Origin of the sequence: Edaphobacillus lindanitolerans (assembly GCF_900156305.1) — a bacterium.
GTDB lineage: Bacteria > Bacillota > Bacilli > Bacillales_A > Planococcaceae > Bhargavaea > Bhargavaea lindanitolerans.
Window position 1 is genome coordinate 80959 of record NZ_FTPL01000005.1, and the last position, 19027, is coordinate 99985.

General features: G+C 60.5%; 18 protein-coding genes. 16 read left to right on the top strand and 2 right to left on the bottom strand.

Features of this window, described 5'->3' with window-relative positions:
• The first annotated feature begins 14 nt into the window (after window positions 1–14).
• The 12 genes from purE (at window position 15) to B0B07_RS14105 (ending at window position 13602) form a co-directional block, all read left to right on the top strand.
• A complete protein-coding gene (purE, locus tag B0B07_RS14050) occupies window positions 15–503 on the top strand; it encodes a 5-(carboxyamino)imidazole ribonucleotide mutase (protein WP_076759903.1) in 489 nt (162 codons plus the stop codon).
• On the top strand, window positions 500–1621 hold the full coding sequence (gene purK, locus B0B07_RS14055) for a 5-(carboxyamino)imidazole ribonucleotide synthase (protein ID WP_076759905.1): 1122 nt from the start codon (window positions 500–502) through the stop codon (window positions 1619–1621). The genes purE and purK overlap by 4 nt, the downstream gene beginning before the upstream one ends.
• An 8-nt stretch (window positions 1622–1629) precedes the next feature.
• Window positions 1630–2928, top strand: a complete 1299-nt coding sequence (purB, locus tag B0B07_RS14060; RefSeq protein ID WP_076759908.1) for an adenylosuccinate lyase — start codon at window positions 1630–1632, stop codon at window positions 2926–2928.
• A 413-nt stretch (window positions 2929–3341) separates the two neighbouring features.
• On the top strand, window positions 3342–3596 hold the full coding sequence (purS, locus tag B0B07_RS14065) for a phosphoribosylformylglycinamidine synthase subunit PurS (protein WP_076759909.1): 255 nt from the start codon (window positions 3342–3344) through the stop codon (window positions 3594–3596).
• The gene (gene purQ / locus B0B07_RS14070) at window positions 3593–4279 is read left to right on the top strand and encodes a phosphoribosylformylglycinamidine synthase subunit PurQ (protein WP_076759911.1); all 687 of its coding nucleotides are present in this window, start codon (window positions 3593–3595) and stop codon (window positions 4277–4279) included. The genes purS and purQ overlap by 4 nt, the downstream gene beginning before the upstream one ends.
• Window positions 4263–6494: a phosphoribosylformylglycinamidine synthase subunit PurL gene (gene purL / locus B0B07_RS14075; protein ID WP_076759913.1), complete on the top strand. Its 2232-nt coding sequence runs from the start codon at window positions 4263–4265 to the stop codon at window positions 6492–6494. Before purQ ends, purL begins: the two co-directional genes overlap by 17 nt.
• Entirely contained in the window at window positions 6470–7888 is a 1419-nt protein-coding gene (gene purF, locus B0B07_RS14080; protein ID WP_076760087.1) for an amidophosphoribosyltransferase, read from the top strand. The genes purL and purF overlap by 25 nt, the downstream gene beginning before the upstream one ends.
• 15 nt (window positions 7889–7903) lie before the next feature.
• The gene (purM, locus tag B0B07_RS14085; RefSeq protein ID WP_076759915.1) at window positions 7904–8980 is read left to right on the top strand and encodes a phosphoribosylformylglycinamidine cyclo-ligase; all 1077 of its coding nucleotides are present in this window, start codon (window positions 7904–7906) and stop codon (window positions 8978–8980) included.
• Window positions 8977–9564, top strand: a complete 588-nt coding sequence (gene purN / locus B0B07_RS14090; protein ID WP_076759917.1) for a phosphoribosylglycinamide formyltransferase — start codon at window positions 8977–8979, stop codon at window positions 9562–9564. Before purM ends, purN begins: the two co-directional genes overlap by 4 nt.
• 104 nt (window positions 9565–9668) lie before the next feature.
• Window positions 9669–11204, top strand: a complete 1536-nt coding sequence (gene purH / locus B0B07_RS14095; RefSeq protein ID WP_076759918.1) for a bifunctional phosphoribosylaminoimidazolecarboxamide formyltransferase/IMP cyclohydrolase — start codon at window positions 9669–9671, stop codon at window positions 11202–11204.
• A gap of 180 nt (window positions 11205–11384) precedes the next feature.
• Window positions 11385–12644 carry a phosphoribosylamine--glycine ligase gene (purD, locus tag B0B07_RS14100; RefSeq protein ID WP_076759920.1) on the top strand — a complete coding sequence of 420 codons (1260 nt, stop codon included), beginning with the start codon at window positions 11385–11387 and terminating at the stop codon, window positions 12642–12644.
• A 172-nt stretch (window positions 12645–12816) separates the two neighbouring features.
• On the top strand, window positions 12817–13602 hold the full coding sequence (locus tag B0B07_RS14105; protein ID WP_076760089.1) for an HAD-IIB family hydrolase: 786 nt from the start codon (window positions 12817–12819) through the stop codon (window positions 13600–13602).
• A gap of 87 nt (window positions 13603–13689) precedes the next feature.
• Here B0B07_RS14105 and B0B07_RS14110 read toward each other — a convergent pair whose 3' ends face one another.
• Both B0B07_RS14110 and B0B07_RS14115 read right to left on the bottom strand, forming a co-directional pair.
• The gene (locus tag B0B07_RS14110) at window positions 13690–14367 is read right to left on the bottom strand and encodes a GNAT family N-acetyltransferase (RefSeq protein ID WP_076759921.1); all 678 of its coding nucleotides are present in this window, start codon (window positions 14365–14367) and stop codon (window positions 13690–13692) included.
• Window positions 14368–14609: 242 nt separating this feature from the next.
• Window positions 14610–15200, bottom strand: a complete 591-nt coding sequence (locus B0B07_RS14115) for a YgaP-like transmembrane domain (protein ID WP_159438451.1) — start codon at window positions 15198–15200, stop codon at window positions 14610–14612.
• A gap of 102 nt (window positions 15201–15302) precedes the next feature.
• Here B0B07_RS14115 and B0B07_RS14120 point away from each other — a divergent pair, with 102 nt between their 5' ends.
• From B0B07_RS14120 to B0B07_RS14135, 4 genes are read left to right on the top strand one after another with little or no spacing between them, the layout of a single operon-like run.
• Complete coding sequence (locus B0B07_RS14120) at window positions 15303–17033, top strand: adenine deaminase C-terminal domain-containing protein (protein WP_076759924.1); 1731 nt, start codon at window positions 15303–15305, stop codon at window positions 17031–17033.
• A gap of 56 nt (window positions 17034–17089) precedes the next feature.
• Window positions 17090–18118 (top strand): DUF3048 domain-containing protein, encoded by a 1029-nt coding sequence (locus B0B07_RS14125; protein ID WP_076759926.1) that lies wholly within the window; start codon window positions 17090–17092, stop codon window positions 18116–18118.
• A 35-nt stretch (window positions 18119–18153) separates the two neighbouring features.
• Window positions 18154–18456 (top strand): YerC/YecD family TrpR-related protein, encoded by a 303-nt coding sequence (locus B0B07_RS14130; RefSeq protein WP_076759928.1) that lies wholly within the window; start codon window positions 18154–18156, stop codon window positions 18454–18456.
• Window positions 18453–19022: a DUF3885 domain-containing protein gene (locus tag B0B07_RS14135; protein WP_076759930.1), complete on the top strand. Its 570-nt coding sequence runs from the start codon at window positions 18453–18455 to the stop codon at window positions 19020–19022. The genes B0B07_RS14130 and B0B07_RS14135 overlap by 4 nt, the downstream gene beginning before the upstream one ends.
• Window positions 19023–19027: the final 5 nt, after the last annotated feature.

The window sequence follows — 19027 nt, forward strand, 5'->3', positions numbered from 1 at the left end:
AGGAGCGGATCGGAATGGACGTGAAAGTGGGCGTCATCATGGGAAGCAAAAGCGACTGGGAAACGATGAAGAAGGCATGCGACATCCTTGAGGAACTGGAAGTCGGTTATGAGAAGCGGGTCGTGTCGGCCCACCGGACACCGGATGAAATGTTCCGCTACGCCGAGGAGGCGCAGGAACGCGGCCTTGAGGTGATCATCGCAGGTGCGGGCGGCGCCGCCCATCTGCCGGGCATGGTCGCCGCCAAGACACTCGTGCCGGTCATCGGCGTGCCGGTCAAGTCACGCGCGCTGAACGGGCAGGATTCACTTCTGTCGATCGTCCAGATGCCCGGCGGTGTTCCCGTCGCGACGATGGCGATCGGCGAATCGGGTGCGACAAACGCGGGTTTGTTCGCCGCCCAGATGCTCGCTGTTCATGATGAAGTCCTTCGCGGCCGACTCGAAGAACGACGCAGCCGGCTCGCCCGTCAATCCATCGAAAGCACAGGTGATCTTTCATGACGATGATTCTCCCCGGACAGACAATCGGCATCATCGGCGGCGGCCAGCTCGGCCGCATGATGGCCCTTTCCGCAAAAGAGGCGGGCTTCCGCATCGCGGTGCTCGACCCGGCGGAAGATTCGCCGTGCGGCCAGGTGGCCGATGTGAAAATCGTCGCTGCCTATGACGATGAAGCGGCGCTTGGACGACTCGCGGAAGTGAGCGACGTCATCACGTACGAATTCGAGAACATTGACTACGAAGGGCTCAAGAAGCTCTCCGGGCAAGCCTATGTGCCGCAGGGAGCGGAACTCATCCGGATCACCCAGGACCGCATCGCCGAGAAAGCGGCCATCCGGGAAGCTGGCGCACCGGTCGCTCCTTATATAGAAGCAACGGATTTTGGGGAACTGAAATCCCGCGTCGGCGAGATCGGGTTCCCGTGTGTCGTAAAGACCGCCCGCGGCGGGTACGACGGCAAGGGCCAGGTGATTGTGAAGGAAGAGTCGGCGCTCGCCGAAGCCGAGGGGCTCTTCGCCCATTCGGCCTGCGTGGCCGAAGCGTTCGTTCCGTTTGAGAAGGAGATCTCGGTCATCGTCCAGCGCGGTACGGACGGCAGTACGGAGTGCCTGCCGGTCCAGGAGAATGTCCACAAGAACCACATTCTGCATGAGACGATCGTGCCGGCCGGAATCAGCGGCCGCACGGAAACGGCGGCCCTTGAAGCGGCCCGGCAGATCGCTGATCACCTGGAGCTTATCGGGACGCTCGCGGTCGAGATGTTCGTCCTCGAAGACGGCGGCGTCCTCATCAACGAACTCGCGCCGCGCCCGCACAATTCGGGCCACTATTCGATCGAAGCGTGCACGATCTCCCAGTTCGGCCAGCACATCCGCGCCATCTGCGGATGGCCGCTCCGCAAGCCGGAACTTGTCCGGCCGGCGGTCATGGTGAACGTGCTCGGCCAGCATGTCGAGCCGCTGCTGAAGGCGATTCCGGAAAATCCGGACTGGTCGGTCCACCTGTACGGCAAAGCCGAAGCGAAGCACAACCGCAAAATGGGCCATGTGACGATCCTATCCGAAGAGAATGAAGAGACGCTGCGCCGGGTCGCGAAGACCGGCATATGGGAAGGATGACAAGATAAATGATCGAACGCTATACACGCCCCGAAATGGGCAATGTCTGGACGGAAGAAAATAAATACAATGCCTGGCTCGACGTCGAGCTGCTCGCCTGCGAAGCCTGGGCGGAACTCGGGGACATCCCGAAGGAAGATGTGAAAAAGCTCTGGGACAACGCCTCGTTCTCGGTGGACCGCATCCAGGAGATCGAACAGGAGACGCGCCATGATGTCGTCGCCTTCACCCGTGCCGTCTCGGAGACGCTCGGCGAGGAACGCAAATGGGTCCACTACGGACTGACATCGACCGACGTGGTCGACACGGCGCTGTCGTACCTCATCAAGCAGGCGAACATGATCATCCGCAAAGACCTCAAGAACTTTATCCAGATCCTTGCCGACAAGGCAAAAGAACATAAATTCACCGTCATGATGGGCCGCACGCACGGCGTTCACGCGGAGCCGACGACGTTCGGCGTGAAGATGGCCCTCTGGCACGAAGAGATGAAGCGCAACCTCGAGCGCTTCGAAGCGGCCGCGAAGGTGATCGAGACCGGCAAGATGTCCGGCGCGGTCGGCACGTTCGCCAACATCCCGCCGTTCGTCGAGGAGTATGTGTGCAGCAAGCTTGGCCTTGCCGCCGCGCCGGTGTCGACGCAGACCCTCCAGCGCGACCGCCACGCCCAGTACATCTCGACGCTCGCCCTGATCGCCACGTCGATCGAAAAGTTTGCGATCGAGATCCGCGGCCTCCAGAAATCGGAGACGCGCGAAGTCGAGGAATTCTTCGCGAAAGGGCAGAAAGGCTCGTCCGCGATGCCGCACAAGCGCAACCCGATCGGCTCGGAGAACATGACCGGTCTGTCGCGCCTCATGCGCGGCTACATGGTCACCGCCTACGAAAACGTGCCGCTCTGGCATGAACGCGATATCTCGCACTCGAGCGCGGAACGCGTCATCATCCCGGATGCGACGATCATCATCAACTACATGCTGAACCGTTTCGGCAACATCGTGAAAAACCTGACCGTGTTCCCGGAAAACATGAAGCGCAACATGGACAAGACGCTCGGCCTCATCTACTCCCAGCGCGTCCTGCTTGCCCTGATCGACAAGGGCATGGCCAGGGAAGCCGCATACGACACGGTCCAGCCGCTCGCCATGCAGGCATGGGAAGAACAAGTCCCGTTCCGCGGACTGGTCGAAGCCGACCCGGTCATCTCCGGGAAGCTCAGCAAAGACGAACTTGACGACTGCTTCGACTACCACCACCACCTCCAGCGCATCGACGACATCTTCGACCGCTGCGGGTTGAATGACTGATTGATTGACTGAGTGTGCAGTTGATTTCCGTTGCGGACGGACGCTTTCCGCGGGCATGGCTTTAGTCTCCTCAACGCTGCGCGTCTGCGGGGCCTTCAGCTCATGCTTTTCCCGCAGGAGTCGCCGTCCTTCACTCCAATCAACCGGCTATATGTTTTAACAGTTGAGACTGCAAAGAATATTGAGTAATCGAAGCGCAGGCCGAGACTCCTGCGGGAAAGCAAGTGCGGAGAGACCCCGCAGGACGGCGAAGCCGGACGAGGAGGCTCGATGCCTTGCCCGCGGAAAGCGAGGCCCGGAGCGGAGATTACCTTCATCTGCAAGCACGCCCGGAGATATAAGATTACCCGCAATACCCGCAAACCGATTTGATTCACATGAAAGCATTAGAACCGATTGGGAGGCCAACCGAAATGACTAAAGTGAATGTGTTCGTTACGCTGCGTGAAAGTGTTCTTGACCCGCAGGGGGTCGCCGTGAAAGATGCGCTCCACTCGATGGGCTACGCCGAAGTGTCGGATGTCCGCATCGGCAAGTTTCTGGAACTGACGATCGACGAGTCGGAACGTGATCTGGACACCGCCGTCCGGGAAATGTGCGAAAAGCTCCTCGCGAACACCGTCATTGAAGACTATCGCTATGAGATCAAGGAGGAAGAGCGGGCATGAAATTTGCCGTGATCCAGTTTCCGGGCTCCAACTGCGACCTCGATATGTACCACGCCGTGAAAGACGTGCTCGGCGAAGAAGCGGAATATGTCTGGCACGATGAAGCGGACCTGTCGGGCTTCGACGGCGTCCTCGTCCCGGGCGGCTTCTCGTTCGGCGACTATCTCCGCTGCGGTGCGATTGCGCGCTTCTCGAACATCATGAAGGAAGTCGTCAAGGCGGCGGAGGCCGGCAAGCCTGTCCTCGGCGTCTGCAACGGCTTCCAGGTGCTCACCGAAGCCGGCCTCCTGCCGGGCGCGCTCCTGCGCAACCGGGACCTGAAGTTCATGTGCCGCAATGTGACCCTCAAAGTGGAAAACGCCGGAACAATGTTCACAGCCGAATATGCGGAAGGCGACGAGCTCACCATTCCGATCGCGCACGGCGAAGGGAACTACTACTGCGACGACGAGACGTACAGCAAGCTGAAGGAAAGCGGACGCATCGTCTTCACTTATTCGGGAGACAACCCGAACGGTTCGGTCGGCGACATCGCCGGCATCCTGAACGAAAAAGGCAACGTGCTCGGCATGATGCCGCACCCGGAACGCGCGGTCGAGAAACTGCTCGGCTCCGATGACGGACTCAAGATGTTCCAATCGATCGTGAAAGAGTGGAGGGAATCCCATGCCAACTATGCTTGAACCGACTGCCGAACAGATCCGTGACGAGAAGCTCTACCAGCAGATGGGCATGACCGACGAGGAATTCGCGATGGTCGAAAAGATCCTCGGACGCCTGCCGAATTATACGGAAATCGGCCTGTTCTCCGTCATGTGGTCCGAGCACTGCTCGTACAAAAACTCGAAGCCGGTCCTCCGGAAGTTCCCGACGGAAGGCCCCCAGGTGCTCCAGGGACCGGGCGAGGGTGCGGGGATCGTCGACATCGGCGACAACCAGGCCGTCGTCTTCAAGATGGAATCCCACAACCACCCGTCCGCGATCGAGCCGTATCAAGGTGCGGCAACCGGCGTCGGCGGCATCCTGCGGGACGTGTTCTCGATGGGCGCCCAGCCGATCGCGCTGCTGAACTCGCTCCGTTTCGGTGAACTCGACCATCCGCGCACGCGCTACCTGTTCGAGGAAGTCGTAGCCGGCATCGCCGGCTACGGCAACTGCATCGGCATCCCGACGGTCGGCGGGGAAGTCCAGTTCGACCCGTGCTATGCAGGGAACCCCCTCGTCAACGCGATGGCGGTCGGCCTCATCAACCACGAAGACATCCAGCGCGGCATCGCGTCGGGTGTCGGCAACACGGTCATGTATGTCGGGGCGAAGACGGGACGCGACGGCATCCACGGCGCGACATTCGCTTCCGAGGAACTGACCGAGGATTCGGACGAGAAGCGCCCGGCCGTCCAGGTCGGCGACCCATTCATGGAGAAGCTCCTCATGGACGCGTGCATCGAGCTCGTGAAATCCGATGCGCTCGTCGGCATCCAGGACATGGGCGCGGCCGGCCTCACTTCGTCTTCCGCCGAGATGGCATCGAAGGCGGGCTACGGCGTCGAGATGAACCTCGACCTGGTCCCTCAGCGCGAGACGGGCATGACGGCCTACGAGATGATGCTGTCCGAGTCACAGGAGCGGATGCTCATCGTCGTGAAAAAGGGCCGCGAAGAAGAGATCAACGAACTGTTCCATAAATATGGCCTCGATGCGGTCGCAATCGGCCGGGTCACCGACGACAAGATGCTCCGCCTGTACCATAACGGCGAAGTCGTCGCCGAAGTGCCGGCGGACGCACTCGCGGAAGAAGCGCCGGTCTACCACAAGCCGTCCGCGGAACCGCAATACTTCCGCGACTTCCAGGCAATGGCTGCAGCCGAGCCGAAAGTGGAAGACCTCGGCGGGACGCTCGTGTCCCTCCTGCAGCAGCCGACGATCGCGTCGAAGGAATGGGTGTACGACCAGTATGACCACCAGGTGCGTACGAGCACGGTCGTCAAGCCGGGTTCCGATGCGGCGGTCGTCCGGGTGCGCGGCACGGACAAAGCGCTCGCCATGACGGCGGACTGCAATTCCCGCTACATTTACCTCGATCCGGAGACGGGCGGAAAGATTGCCGTCGCGGAAGCGGCACGCAACATCGTCTGCTCCGGTGGCAAGCCGCTCGCGATCACCGACTGCCTGAACTTCGGCTCGCCGGAACGCACGGACATCTTCTGGCAGATCGAGAAGTCCGCAGACGGCATCAGCGACGCCTGCCGGGCACTCGATGCACCGGTCATCGGCGGCAACGTGTCCCTTTACAACGAACGGAGCGGCGAAGCGGTGTATCCGACGCCGACGATCGGCATGGTCGGCCTCGTGGAGAAGCTCGACCACGTCACGACCCAGCATGCGAAGGAAGCCGGAGATCAGGTTTACCTCATCGGTGAAACGCACACCGAATTCGGCGGCAGCGAACTGCAAAAATTAACCGATGGCAAGATTTCCGGCAAGTCCCCGGCGATCGACCTCGGTGTCGAGGCAGCACGCCAGGAAGCACTCCTGTCGGCGATCCGGGACGGCCTCGTCCGCTCGGCGCACGACCTGGCGGAAGGCGGATTTGCCGTCGCCCTCGCGGAAAAGCTGTTCGGAACGGAAGGACTCGGGGCGGATGTGGAAATCACCGGATCCCCGATTACGGCCCTGTTCAGCGAAACGCAGTCCCGTTTCCTCGTCACGGTGAAACCGGAAGACGCAGAGAAGTTCGGGCAGAGAGTAAAAGACGCAAAACACATCGGAACCATCACGGATGACGCCCGCCTTGTCATCAGAAGCGCGGACGCAGGCACACTCATCGAAGAAGAGATCAACCGACTCGAAACCGCCTGGAAAGGGGCCATCCCATGCTTGCTGAACTCAGCGGAATGAACGAAGAATGCGGCGTCTTTGGAATATGGGGGCATGACAATGCCGCCCAGCTCGCGTACTACGGCCTCCATGCCCTGCAGCACCGGGGGCAGGAAGGGGCCGGCATTTGCACGGTGAACGACGGCCACCTGCTCGTCGAAAAAGGGGAAGGCCTCGTCAATGATGTGTTCCAGGGGAACCGGCTGAACAAGCTGACGGGCCGCGGCGCCATCGGCCATGTCCGCTACACGACGGAAGGCGGCCGGGCATTTGAAAACATCCAGCCGCTCGTCTTCCGTTCAACGACCGGAAGCCTTGCTCTCGCCGTCAACGGCAACGTGATCAATGCCACGGAACTGAAACGCCATCTCGAGAAACAGGGGAGCATCTTCCAGACGACCTCCGACACTGAAGTGCTCGCCCACCTGATCAAGAAAAGCGGCAGCTACCCGCAGACGGAGCGCATCAAAAAGGCGCTCTCCCTCCTGCAGGGCGCGTTCGCGTTCGTCATGCTGACGGAAGATTCCCTCATCGTCGCGCAGGATCCGAGCGGCATCCGGCCGCTTTCGCTCGGCCGGCTCGGGGACTCTTGGGTCGTCGCCTCCGAAACGTCGGCATTCGACCTGATCGGGGCGGAACCGGTCCGTTCGGTCGAACCAGGCGAACTGCTCATCATCAACGACGAAGGGCTATCGAGCGAGCGGTTTGCACCGAAAGCCCGGCGCGGCATCTGCTCGATGGAATATATCTACTTCTCCCGTCCGGATTCGGACATCGACGGCATCAACATCCATATGGCCCGCAAGCGCCTCGGCAAGAAGCTCGCCCAGGAAGTGACGATCGATGCGGACGTCGTGACCGGCGTGCCGGACTCGAGCATCTCAGCCGCGATCGGCTACGCAGAGGAAAGCGGCATTCCGTATGAAATGGGCCTGATCAAGAACCGCTACGTCGGCCGGACATTCATCCAGCCGTCACAGGAACTACGTGAGCGCGGGGTCAAGATGAAGCTGTCGCCGGTCCGCCAGGTGGTCGAAGGCAAGCGCGTCGTCATGATCGACGACTCGATCGTCCGCGGCACGACGTCGAAGAAGATCGTGAAGATGCTCCGCGACGCCGGTGCCAAGGAAGTCCACGTTGCGATCAGCGCACCGCCGCTCATCGCCCCGTGCTTCTACGGCGTCGACATCAGCACCGATTCCGAACTGATCGCGACCGGCCGTTCGATCGATGAGATCCGGGAACTGATCGGGGCCGACTCGCTGTCGTTCCTGTCGACCGAAGGACTCGTCGAAGCGGTCGGCCGCCCGGACACCGATCCGGACTGCGGCCACTGCCTCGGCTGCTTCACCGGCAAGTATCCGACCGACATCTACGCGGACACGAAGCTGCCGCATGAAAAGGAACTCGTCTAAGGGGGACCCTCAACCATGTCAAAAGCATATGAACAGGCCGGCGTGAACATCGAGGCCGGGTACGAATCGGTCGAACGCATGAAGTCGCATGTTGCGCGCACCGAACGGAAAGGCGTCATGGGGGCGTTCGGCGGATTCGGCGGAATGTTCGACCTGTCGCAGCTCGGCCTGAAAGAGCCGGTCCTCGTATCGGGGACGGACGGCGTCGGCACGAAGCTCAAAGTCGCCTTCATGGCGGACCGGCATGACACGATCGGCATCGACTGCGTCGCGATGTGCGTGAACGACATCGTCGCCCAAGGTGCGGAGCCGCTGTACTTCCTCGATTATGTCGCACTCGGGAAAGCGGTCCCGGCACGCGTCGAGGCGATCGTCAAAGGCGTCGCCGACGGCTGCGTCCAGGCGGGCGCCGCACTGATCGGCGGCGAAACGGCCGAAATGCCGGGCTTGTATGAAGAGGACGAATACGACCTCGCCGGTTTTGCAGTCGGTGCGGCCGAGAAGAAGGACATCGTGACCGGAGGGGCGATCCGCGAAGGCGATGTGCTCGTCGGCCTCACCTCCAGCGGGATCCACTCGAACGGCTACTCCCTCGTCCGCAAGATCGTCTTTGAACAGGAAGGCTACCGTCCCGACGAGCGCATCGCAGGCTACGAGGAACTCGGAACGGCGGCGGAAGCCCTGCTCGTCCCGACGAAAATCTACGCCAAGCCGGTCTTGGAGATCAGTCGGAAACTCGACGTCCACGGCATGGCGCATGTGACGGGCGGCGGATTCTATGAAAATGTGCCCCGCATGCTCCCGGAAGGTCTGGCTGCGGAGATCGACCTCGGATCCTGGCCGGTGCTTCCGGTGTTCCGGATGCTGAAGGAGAAAGGCCGGCTTGCCGACCGCGACCTGTACAGCGTGTTCAACATGGGCATCGGGTTCATCATGGCCCTGCCGGAAGCGGATGCGAAGGAAGCCGTCCGCCTGGCTGCGGAACACGGTGAAGACGCGTCGATCATCGGCCGCGTCGTCCGTGGTGAAGGCGTGGTCTTCAACGGAGCACATGACGGGACGCTCAACCCCGAAGGGAGCGGGGAGGCATGAGCCGAAAGCCCCGCATCGCGGTGTTCGCCTCCGGCAGCGGATCGAACTTCGAGGCGATTGCAGAAGCGGTCCGAACAGGCGAGCTCGACGCCGAAATCCCGATCCTGCTCACCGACAAACCGCTGGCGGCCGTGATCACGCGTGCCGAACGGCTCGGCATCCCGGCCGCAGCCGTCAATCCGAAGGCGTTCCCGGACAAGGCTGCGTACGAACAGACCATCCTTGCCCGGCTCCGTGACGAGGAGATCGACTGGATCATCCTCGCCGGCTACATGCGCCTCATCGGCCCGACGCTGCTCGAGGCGTACCCGAACCGGATCGTCAATATCCATCCGTCGCTCCTCCCGGCATTCCCGGGCAAGGATGCGGTCGGCCAGGCTTTGAATGCCGGGGCAGAGACGACCGGCGTCACCGTCCACTTTGTCGATGAAGGCATGGACACCGGCCCGGTCATCCTGCAGCGGGAAGTCCCGGTCGTCCCGGGCAACCGCGAGCTGACCGAAGCCGCCATCCACGAAGTCGAGCATGTCCTGTACAAGGAAGCTCTGCAGAAACTATTGGCGGAGGAACAGACCCGGGTCTGACCGGCTGTTCGCACCCCGCACTTGTCATCATTCCCAGTACGCCGGCCCGATCAGACCGCCGGCGTTCTGCGTTTATTTTCCCCATACATAAGGAGGCCCTACCCGTGAAAAAGAGAGCACTGCTCAGCGTATCGGACAAGACCGGCATTCTGGAGTTCGCAAAAGAACTGGAATCGCTCGGCTACGAGATCCTGTCGACCGGCGGGACGATGAACCATCTGAAGGAAAACGGCGTTGCCGTCACGGCAGTCGATGAAGTCACCGGCTTCCCGGAAATCCTCGGCGGCCGTGTGAAAACGCTCCATCCGTTCGTCCACGGCGGCCTGCTCGCCAAGCATGACGATCCGGATCATCAGGCCCAGCTGGAAGAGCACGGCATCCTTCCGATCCACATCGTCTGCGTGAACCTGTATCCGTTCAAGGCGACGATCTCAAAGCCGGACGTCACGGTCGAAGACGCCATCGAGAACATCGACATCGGCGGCCCGACGATGCTGCGCGCTTCCGCGAAGAACCACCGGTATCTCACGGTGCTCGTCGATTCCGCAGACTACCCGTCCGTTCTGGAAGAGCTGAAAGGGGAAGGAGAGACGACGCCTGAAACGCGCCGCCGCCTTGCCGCAAAAGTGTTCCGCCATACGGCCGCCTACGATGCGCTCATCTCGGGTTATCTGACCGATCTCGCCGGCGAGGAATTCCCGGAGAGCGTCACGCAGACGTTCGAGCTGAAGCAGCCGCTCCGCTACGGAGAGAACCCGCACCAGAAAGCGGCGTTCTACAGCAAGCCGCTCGGCGGCGAGTTCTCGATCGCCCGCGCGGAGCAGCTCCACGGGAAGGAACTTTCCTACAACAACATCCAGGATGCGAACGCCGCAATCGGCATCGTCCGCGAGTTCGGCGATCCGGCGGCCGTCGCGGTCAAGCATATGAACCCGTGCGGCGTCGGCACGGCGGCCACGCTCTCCGATGCGTTCAAGGCCGCATATGAAGCTGACCCGGTCTCGATCTTCGGCGGCATCATCGCCCTCAACCGGGAAGTGGACGCCGCCACGGCCGGGCAGCTCGCCGGCATCTTCCTGGAAATCATCATCGCGCCGGGCTACACGGACGAGGCGCTTGAAATCCTCACGAAGAAAAAGAACATCCGCCTGCTGAAGCTCGGCGGCTCGGAAGGCAAGCGCGACGAGTGGACATCTGTCACCGTCGAAGGCGGACTCCTCATGCAGAAACCGGATACGGCTTCTCTGGACGATGCGGAAGTACGTGTCGCCACGAAGCGCGAGCCGACGGCAGAAGAGTGGGAAGCGCTCAAGCTGGGCTGGAAAGTCGTCAAGCATGTAAAGTCGAACGCGATCGTCGTTTCGGACGCCCACCGCACGCTCGGCGTCGGCGCCGGCCAGATGAACCGCGTCGGCGCGGCGAAAATCGCCCTCGAGCAGGCCGGTGAACGTGCGAATGGTGCCGCCCTCGCATCGGATGCGTTTTTCCCGATGGACGACACCGTCGAAGCCGCCGCCAAAGCCGGCATCACGGCGATCATCCAGCCCGGCGGCTCGAAAAAAGACGAAGACTCGATCAAGAAAGCCGACGAATACGGCATTGCGATGGTCTTCACGGGCATCCGTCACTTCAAACATTGATCGGGATTTGCCGAATGTTAAGCAACGGGCGCTGAGTGTTAAGCAAATGCGGTTGAATGTTAAGCAAACGGCTGTGAGTGTTAAGCAAAGGCCTCCGAGTGTTAAGCAAACAGGGTCATAACCCACCATCACAGAAAACAACCTGCCGGAAAGCAGGTTGTTTTCGCAAGGAGTGGAAAAATGGACGTTCTCGTAATCGGAAGCGGCGGCCGGGAGCATGCGCTCGTGCGGCAGTTCGCCAAATCTCCGTCGGTCGGCAAAGTATATGTGGCACCCGGAAACGACGGCATGAGAAATGACGCCGAACTCGTGCCGATCGGCGTCATGGAGTTCGACAAACTCTCGGACTTCGCCAAAGATCATCAAGTCGGACTCACATTCGTCGGGCCGGAGCAGCCGCTCGCCGGCGGCATCGTCGATCACTTCAAAGAACAGGGCCTCCGCGTGTTCGGACCTGACCGAGCGGCCGCGCAGCTGGAAGGATCGAAGGCATTCGCCAAAGAACTGATGAAGAAATACGGCATCCCGACGGCCAAGTACGAAACGTTCACCGACGCGGACGAAGCCAAGGCATACATCCGCGATGAAGGCGCACCGATCGTCATCAAGGCGGACGGACTCGCTGCCGGAAAAGGCGTCGTCGTCGCCATGACGCTCGACGAGGCGCTCGAAGCGGTCGACGACATGATCGGCAACCGCAAATTCGGCGATTCGTCCGCCCGGGTCGTCATCGAGGAATTCCTCGACGGGGAAGAGTTCAGCTTCATGTCATTCGTGCACGGCGGCCGGATCTTCCCGATGCCGCTGTCGCAGGATCACAAGCGGGCATTCGACGGGGATGAAGGGCCGAACACGGGCGGCATGGGCGCCTACTCGCCGGTCCCGCATATCCCGCAGGAAGCGGTACGCACCGCATATGACCAGATCGTCGAACGCACCGTCCGGGCGATGGAATCGGAAGGCACGCCGTTCACTGGCATCCTGTACGCCGGCCTCATCCTTACCGAAGACGGACCGAAAACGATTGAATTCAATGCGCGCTTCGGCGACCCGGAAACCCAGGTCGTCCTGCCGCAGCTCAAATCGGACCTCGCTGAATTCCTCGCCGGACTGCTGGATGGCAATCCGGCAGAACCGGAGTGGGAGGAAGGCGCCTGCCTCGGCGTCGTCATCGCCGCGGACGGCTATCCCGGAGACGTGCAGAAAGGCTCTCTTCTTCCGGAACTGAACCGCCTTGAAGAAGCGGGACTCGACGTGTTCCACGCCGGAACAAAAGCTGAAGGCGCCCGCTTCGCCGGCAGCGGGGGCCGCGTGATCCTCGTGTCCGCCACTGCGGAGTCGCTGCAAGAAGCAGGCAAAAAAGCATACGCCGCACTCGACTCGGTGGAATGGCCGGGGTTCTTCTACCGGTCCGACATCGGCCGGCGTGCGATGGATTGAGAACCGCGATTCGCTTATTCTGATCGCCGATTGCACACCAAATTGAGCACAAGAAGCAATGCTGTTCACCGGCGCTTCTTGTGCTTTTAACGTCATGGGCAAAGATGGCCGTCCGGGCCGGCTGCAGAAAAGCCAGGCGGCTTCAAAAACGAACAGTCAGGAGTCATGGAAAATGAATTTTGTATTTGATTTGGACGGAACAATTTGTTTTAAGGGGCAGCCCGTATCAGACAAAATCCTCGATGCCCTTGCAGAACTTACGGAAAAGGGGCATCAGGTGATCTTCGCATCTGCCCGGCCGATCCGGGACATGCTTCCGGTCCTGCGCGGGGATTTTCATCGCCATGTCCTGATTGGAGGCAACGGGTCGCTGATCTCAGACCGGGGAGAGATCGTTCATTCGGCAGCGTTCTCACCCGAAGAATTCATTGAGATCACACGGCTGATTGATGAATTCGAGGCCACCTTCCTGATCGACGGGGATTGGGACTATGCCTACACCGGCCCTGCAGATCATCCGATCTTACAGAATGTGGATCCTGCAAAACTGGCTGAACGGGTGGCACTGGATACCTTGGCTTCGGTTGTCAAAGTATTGATTCTGACTTCAAGGGATCATGGGCAACTGGCTGAACGATTGACCCAACTCGACGTGTATGTGAACAGGCACGGCAATGAGGAGGTGCTGGACATAAGCCCGAAAGGCATCCATAAATGGAGTGCGCTCAAGACGCTCGGAATCGAGAAGGAAGGGTATGTGGCATTTGGCAATGATGCAAATGATATCACGATGTTCGAAAATGCAGTCCACACCGTGATGATCGGCCATCACGATCAGCTTGCACCTCTTGCCAAAGAGTCCGTTATCGGGGAGGGGGAATTGGAGCAGAAAATCGCGGAAAAGATCAGGGAAGTGGCTGAGGGGCATTCCTCTGCAGACCGGCCGGTCATCGTATGAGGTCAGGATGCGGGAAACCGCAATTGGATGGTGAATTAATAAAGTCCGGATGCGGATCCGGACTTTTGATCGTTTTTCGGGACGCGGTCAACCGCCGGTCAACCTGAACGGATTCCGCCATTCCATAAGCACCGCGTGGTCGGCGGATTCTTCGTCTTCCAGATAATCGGCGACAACCCGGAGAGGGGTCCGGCCGCTTTTCAGCATGAAGGTGATGACCGGGTCCTGACGAGTCCCGGCGAGCACCTGCCGGATGTATTCGTCGGGGGCGGCTTCGTGGGCGCATGCCGCATAGCCGGACATGCGCCCTCCGCCGAGCAGGCGGTCCATCCCGTCTGCGACGACGCGCTCGTACAGGCTATGAAGGAGCAGGCGGCCGATCTGCATCCGGCGGAAGGCGGGGCGCACGCTGATGTCGACGACGTAGAGCGTGTTGCCGTCCGGCACGTGCGTATGGATGAACCCGCCGCCGGTCACGTCTTCCCAGCAGTGATCCGGATCGTCCTCTTGGAAATGAATCCGGAGCGACGTGACCGAGCCTGCGAGTTCACCGTCCACTTCGGCGCACAGTGCGCCCTCCGGATAATGCCGGATGTGGCTCTCCAGTTGTTCCATCGACCAAAGCAGTTCTTCGGGAAACGGCGGCGGGAAACATTCGCGCTGGATGTCGATGAGCCCATCGAAATCTTCTTCCTTGTAGAGCCGGATCACAGCGGGGAGCGGCCGGTGCCCGCTGAACACGAACTGATCCTTCCGGTAGACCATGCTGAAATCCTCCCGTCATTTGTTTTAAATATTCTAACATATGGATGCGGGATATGATAAAATGAGGGAAAGGAGCGGGGACGATAATGGGCCTCAGCTTCCGCATCCCGAGAGTCGGCTATATTCATACAATCCGAACCCGTGCCGTGCTCTCCGTGATGGCTGCCTGGGCTCGCTTTTGCCGGACCGGCGGGCGCACACGAAACCGGACGGCCAGGCCGTCCGGTAAAGGGTTGTCTGATTCAGATCGATTGCATCGGGTCATTTTTCTTGGCGGATGAAGAATCGTTTTTGCCGGAGCCCTGTCCCTGCTTCCCGCTTTGTCCAGAATTGGAGGATTGAGCGGAATTGGAGTTTTGACCGGACTTGGAGCTCTGTCCGGAATTGGAGGGTTGGCCGGATTGGGCGTTTTGTCCCGAGTTGCTGCCGGTCTGACTTGGTTTCGAGCCCTGATTCGGGTTGGAACCTTGGCCGGAACCTTGGCCCGACGCTCCGTCGTTGCCGCCCTGCAGGAATGCCTGGATGATCGAGCCGGTGTCGCCGGAAGAGGACCCGCTGCCCGAGCCGTCCGCCGGAGACACTTTCGGGAGGGTGCCGCCGCTCACGTTCGGCTGCATGAGGGACTCGGCACCGCCGTTCATCATTTCCTTCATCGGGCAGTAGCGGGCGACGCCTTCCGCCGCTTTGCAGGCGCCGAACAGGACGAGAAGCGGTCCGGCCATTTCATCCGGCTTGCGGATCATGCGCACGGTGCCCCAGGCGAGCATTGCCATGCCCGATCCGAACCGCATGTAAGCACTTTTTGTGCCGATGTTGATTGTCTGATCGTTCATCATTCATTCAACCTTTCCGTACGCGCAGCCAGGCAGCGCGTCTTTTTTTCGCTTTCACACTGTGATAAGATAAAGCAAGCAGAGAGACAGGGGGGACGAACGTTGGCTCATTCTTCATGGAAAATCCACGAGCTCCGGAAACAGGCCGCGGTCATCGACGGCAAGCGGGCGCCGGAGCTCGTCATTCATAACGCGACGTACCTCCACGGGGTCCTGAAAAAATGGATCGGAGGGAACATCTGGATCTCCGGTGACCGGATCGTCTATGCCGGGCCGGACATGCCGAAAAACACCGACGGCACGGAGTTCATGGATGCCGCGGGCAAGGTGATCGTGCCGGGCTATATCGAGCCGCATGTCCACCCGTATCAGCTTTATAATCCCCTCAAGTTTGCCGATTATGCATCGAGGCGGGGAACGACGACCTTCATCTCTGACAACAGCGTGCTGTTTTTGTCGATGGAAAACTGGAAAGCGTTTGCAATCCTCGATCAGCTCAAGGAATTGCCGTTTTCATTTTACTGGTGGTCGAGGTTCGACTCGCAGACGCAGCTTGACCGGGAGGAAGAGCTGTACACCCACCAGTCGGTCGGGGAATGGATCGCCCGTCCGGACGTGCTCATGGGCGGAGAGCTGACGGCGTGGCCGCGGCTGGTCGCGGGCGACGACCAGATGCTGCTCTGGATGCAGCAGGCCAGAGATGCCGGCATGAAAGTGGAAGGCCATTTTCCGGGAGCCTCGGGCCGGACGCTTGCAAGGCTGAAGCTGCTCGGCGCCGACGGGGACCACGAGGCGATGACGATCGACGAAGTGGAAAACCGGCTGCTCCACGGCTATGCGGTGACGCTCCGTCACTCGTCGATCCGTCCGGATTTGCCGGACCTGCTGAAGGGCGTCCTCGAACGGAAACTCGACGTGTTTGATCAGCTCATGATGACGACCGACGGCTCGACGCCTTCGTTTCATGAAGACGGCGTCATGGACAAATGCATCCGGGTGGCGCTCGAAGCCGGTGTGAAACCGGAAGACGCCTATGCGATGGCTACATATAATATTGCCCGGTATTACGACATGGATGACCTGCACGGACTCATTGCGACCGGCCGGTATGCGAATTTGAATTTCCTCGAGAGCATCGACAACCCGGTGCCGACGGATGTCCTTTCAAAGGGAGTCTGGCTGCGCCGCGACGGGAAAGACACCGAACCGTTCAAGGACATTGACTGGTCGTGGCTCGGCGGATTCGATGTGCCGTACGAGCTGGATGACGGCGACTTCCAGTTCTCCTTCCCGTTCGGGATCGAGATGGTGAACGACGTGATCACGAAGCCGTACAGCGTCGATGTCGACCCGTCCGACCAGCGGCTGCCGTCCGGTCAGGACCAGAGCTTCCTCATCCTGATCGACCGCGCGGGGAAATGGCGTGTGAACACGCTCATCAAAGGATTTGCGGACGAGGTGCAGGGATTCGCCTCCTCTTATTCCAGCACCGGCGACATCATCATGATCGGGAAAAATTCGGCCGACATGAAGCTTGCGTTCGACCGGATGAAGGAGATCGGCGGCGGGCTCGTGCTCGCGGAAGGCGGCGAAGTCGTCTCGGAACTCCCGCTCGGACTGGCCGGCGTCATGTCGGACAAGCCGATGGAAGCGCTCATGGAAGACGAAAAGACGATCAAGGCCGAGCTCCGTGCACGCGGCTACAAGCATGGCGACGCCGTCTACACGCTCCTGTTCCTCATGTCGACGCATCTGCCGTACGTGCGGATCACCCAAAAAGGGATCTATGACGTCATGAACCGGAAAGTGCTGTTCCCGGCGCTCATGCGCTGACTCGGACGTGACATAGACTGGATAGAGAGTGAATGGTTTAGGGGGAATTTGAGTAGATGAAGAAAGGTTGGATGCCGGCTTTGGCCGTGATTTGCCTTCTGGCGGGGTGCCAGGACAAAGACGGACCGGAGACGGCGGAACCCGGAGACGACGGGACCGTGACGACGGGGGCTCCCGCGGAAAATTCATATACAGCGCCGTATACGGGGCTCGGCATGGCGGAAGCGCCCGACATGAGGCCGGTGCTCGTGACGGTCAACAATCATCCAAAGGCCCGGCCGCAGTCGGGGCTGTCCGGAGCGGATATCGTCTATGAAATGCTGGCAGAAGGGGAGATCACCCGGCTGCTCGCACTGTATCAATCGGAACTGCCCGACCGGATCGGTCCGGTCCGGAGTGCACGGGACTACTTCGTCGATCTGGCAGCCGCGCATGATGCGCTCTACATCGCGCACGGCTACAGTCCGGATGCCCAGACGATGCTGGAATCGGGAGCGGTCGACCATCTCAACGGCATGAAGTACGACGGTTCGCTGTTCAAGCGTTCGTCTGACCGGGTGGCTCCGCACAATTCCTACATTTCCGGCGATGCCATCCTGAAGGGCGCAGATCAAAACGGATTCCGGATGAACGGACCGGCGGACCCGGATTGGCGGTTTGACGAGGAATTGCCGGACGCGGCCGAAAATGCGGCCACGATCGAAATCTCGTACGGCCGCAACCAGGCATTCGAAAGCCGGTACACATACGATCCGGCCGAAGGAACGTATGCCCGGTCGTCCGGGGGCGAGGCGACAGCGGACGCCGAAACGGGGGAGGAACTTGCCCTGTCGAACATCCTCGTCCTGGAAGCCCCACACCGGATCATCGATGAAAAGGGACGGCGGGCCATCGACTTCGGCACCGGCGGAGCGGCCTACGTATTCCGTGACGGCTTGTTCCAAAAGGCCGAGTGGAAGAGCCTCGGCGGCGTTCCGACTGTCATGGACGGCAGCAAGCCGTTCCCGCTCGCACCAGGAAAGACGTGGATCCACGTCGTGCCGGACTCGCCGGGCCTGTCCGGCAGCGTCGGCTACACAGAGTAACAGTATTTGAAATAGACATAAAGGAGGGGCCGCCCGTGGCACTCGATAAACTGCGCGGACCACAGACCGATGCACTGTTTGAAGCCATCCTGGAGCTCCGCGATCTCGATGAATGCTACCGGTTCTTCGACGACCTTGCGACAATCAGCGAGATCCAGTCGCTGTCCCAGCGGCTCAACGTTGCCCGCATGCTCAAAAAAGGCTACACCTATGAAAACATCAAGAATGAAACCGGCGCCTCCACTGCCACCATCTCCCGCGTGCGCCGCTGCTTCGACTACGGTTCCGGCGGCTACAACGAGATCCTGAGCCGGATGGGAGAGGAGGACGGGGAATGAAATCCCCCGCCGCCCAGAGGCTGTCAGAAGTCATGAAGAATTTCCCGGGAGTCAGGCTGCTCCCGGGTTTTCACGTTCACTGGCGGGAAACGGTCCACGTTCCGCTCAATGAAGGACTGGACCCGTTGGGAGCGGATGGCAGGCTCGCTCCCGGATACTTCGAAGAAGTGGCCCGCCGGGCGTTCGTGTTGCTCAGCAGGCAGACGGACGCGGACGATGAACTGATCCTCGTCATGAACGGCTATCCGGCCAGGCCCGGCGTGATTGGAAAATACCTGAAACACCCGAAATTGAAATACCGGATGGATTCGGGACGGGAAATCTGGCATGACGGCGAAGAACGCATCCCGGTTTGCCGGCTCATCCTCCCATGCAGGAAGGGGGATGTACGGTGGCGCCCGCTTCTGTGCGCCATCTCCGGCCGGGACTTCGCGGGACAACCCCGTCTCCGGCACGCCGGCAGCCTGTATCCGCCGGATGTGTTCGTCGTGAACGAAACGAAACGGTCGATTTTTCATATGTACGACGACCGGGGCGTCGACCTGTTCAAGCAAAGCACGGAATGACAGGA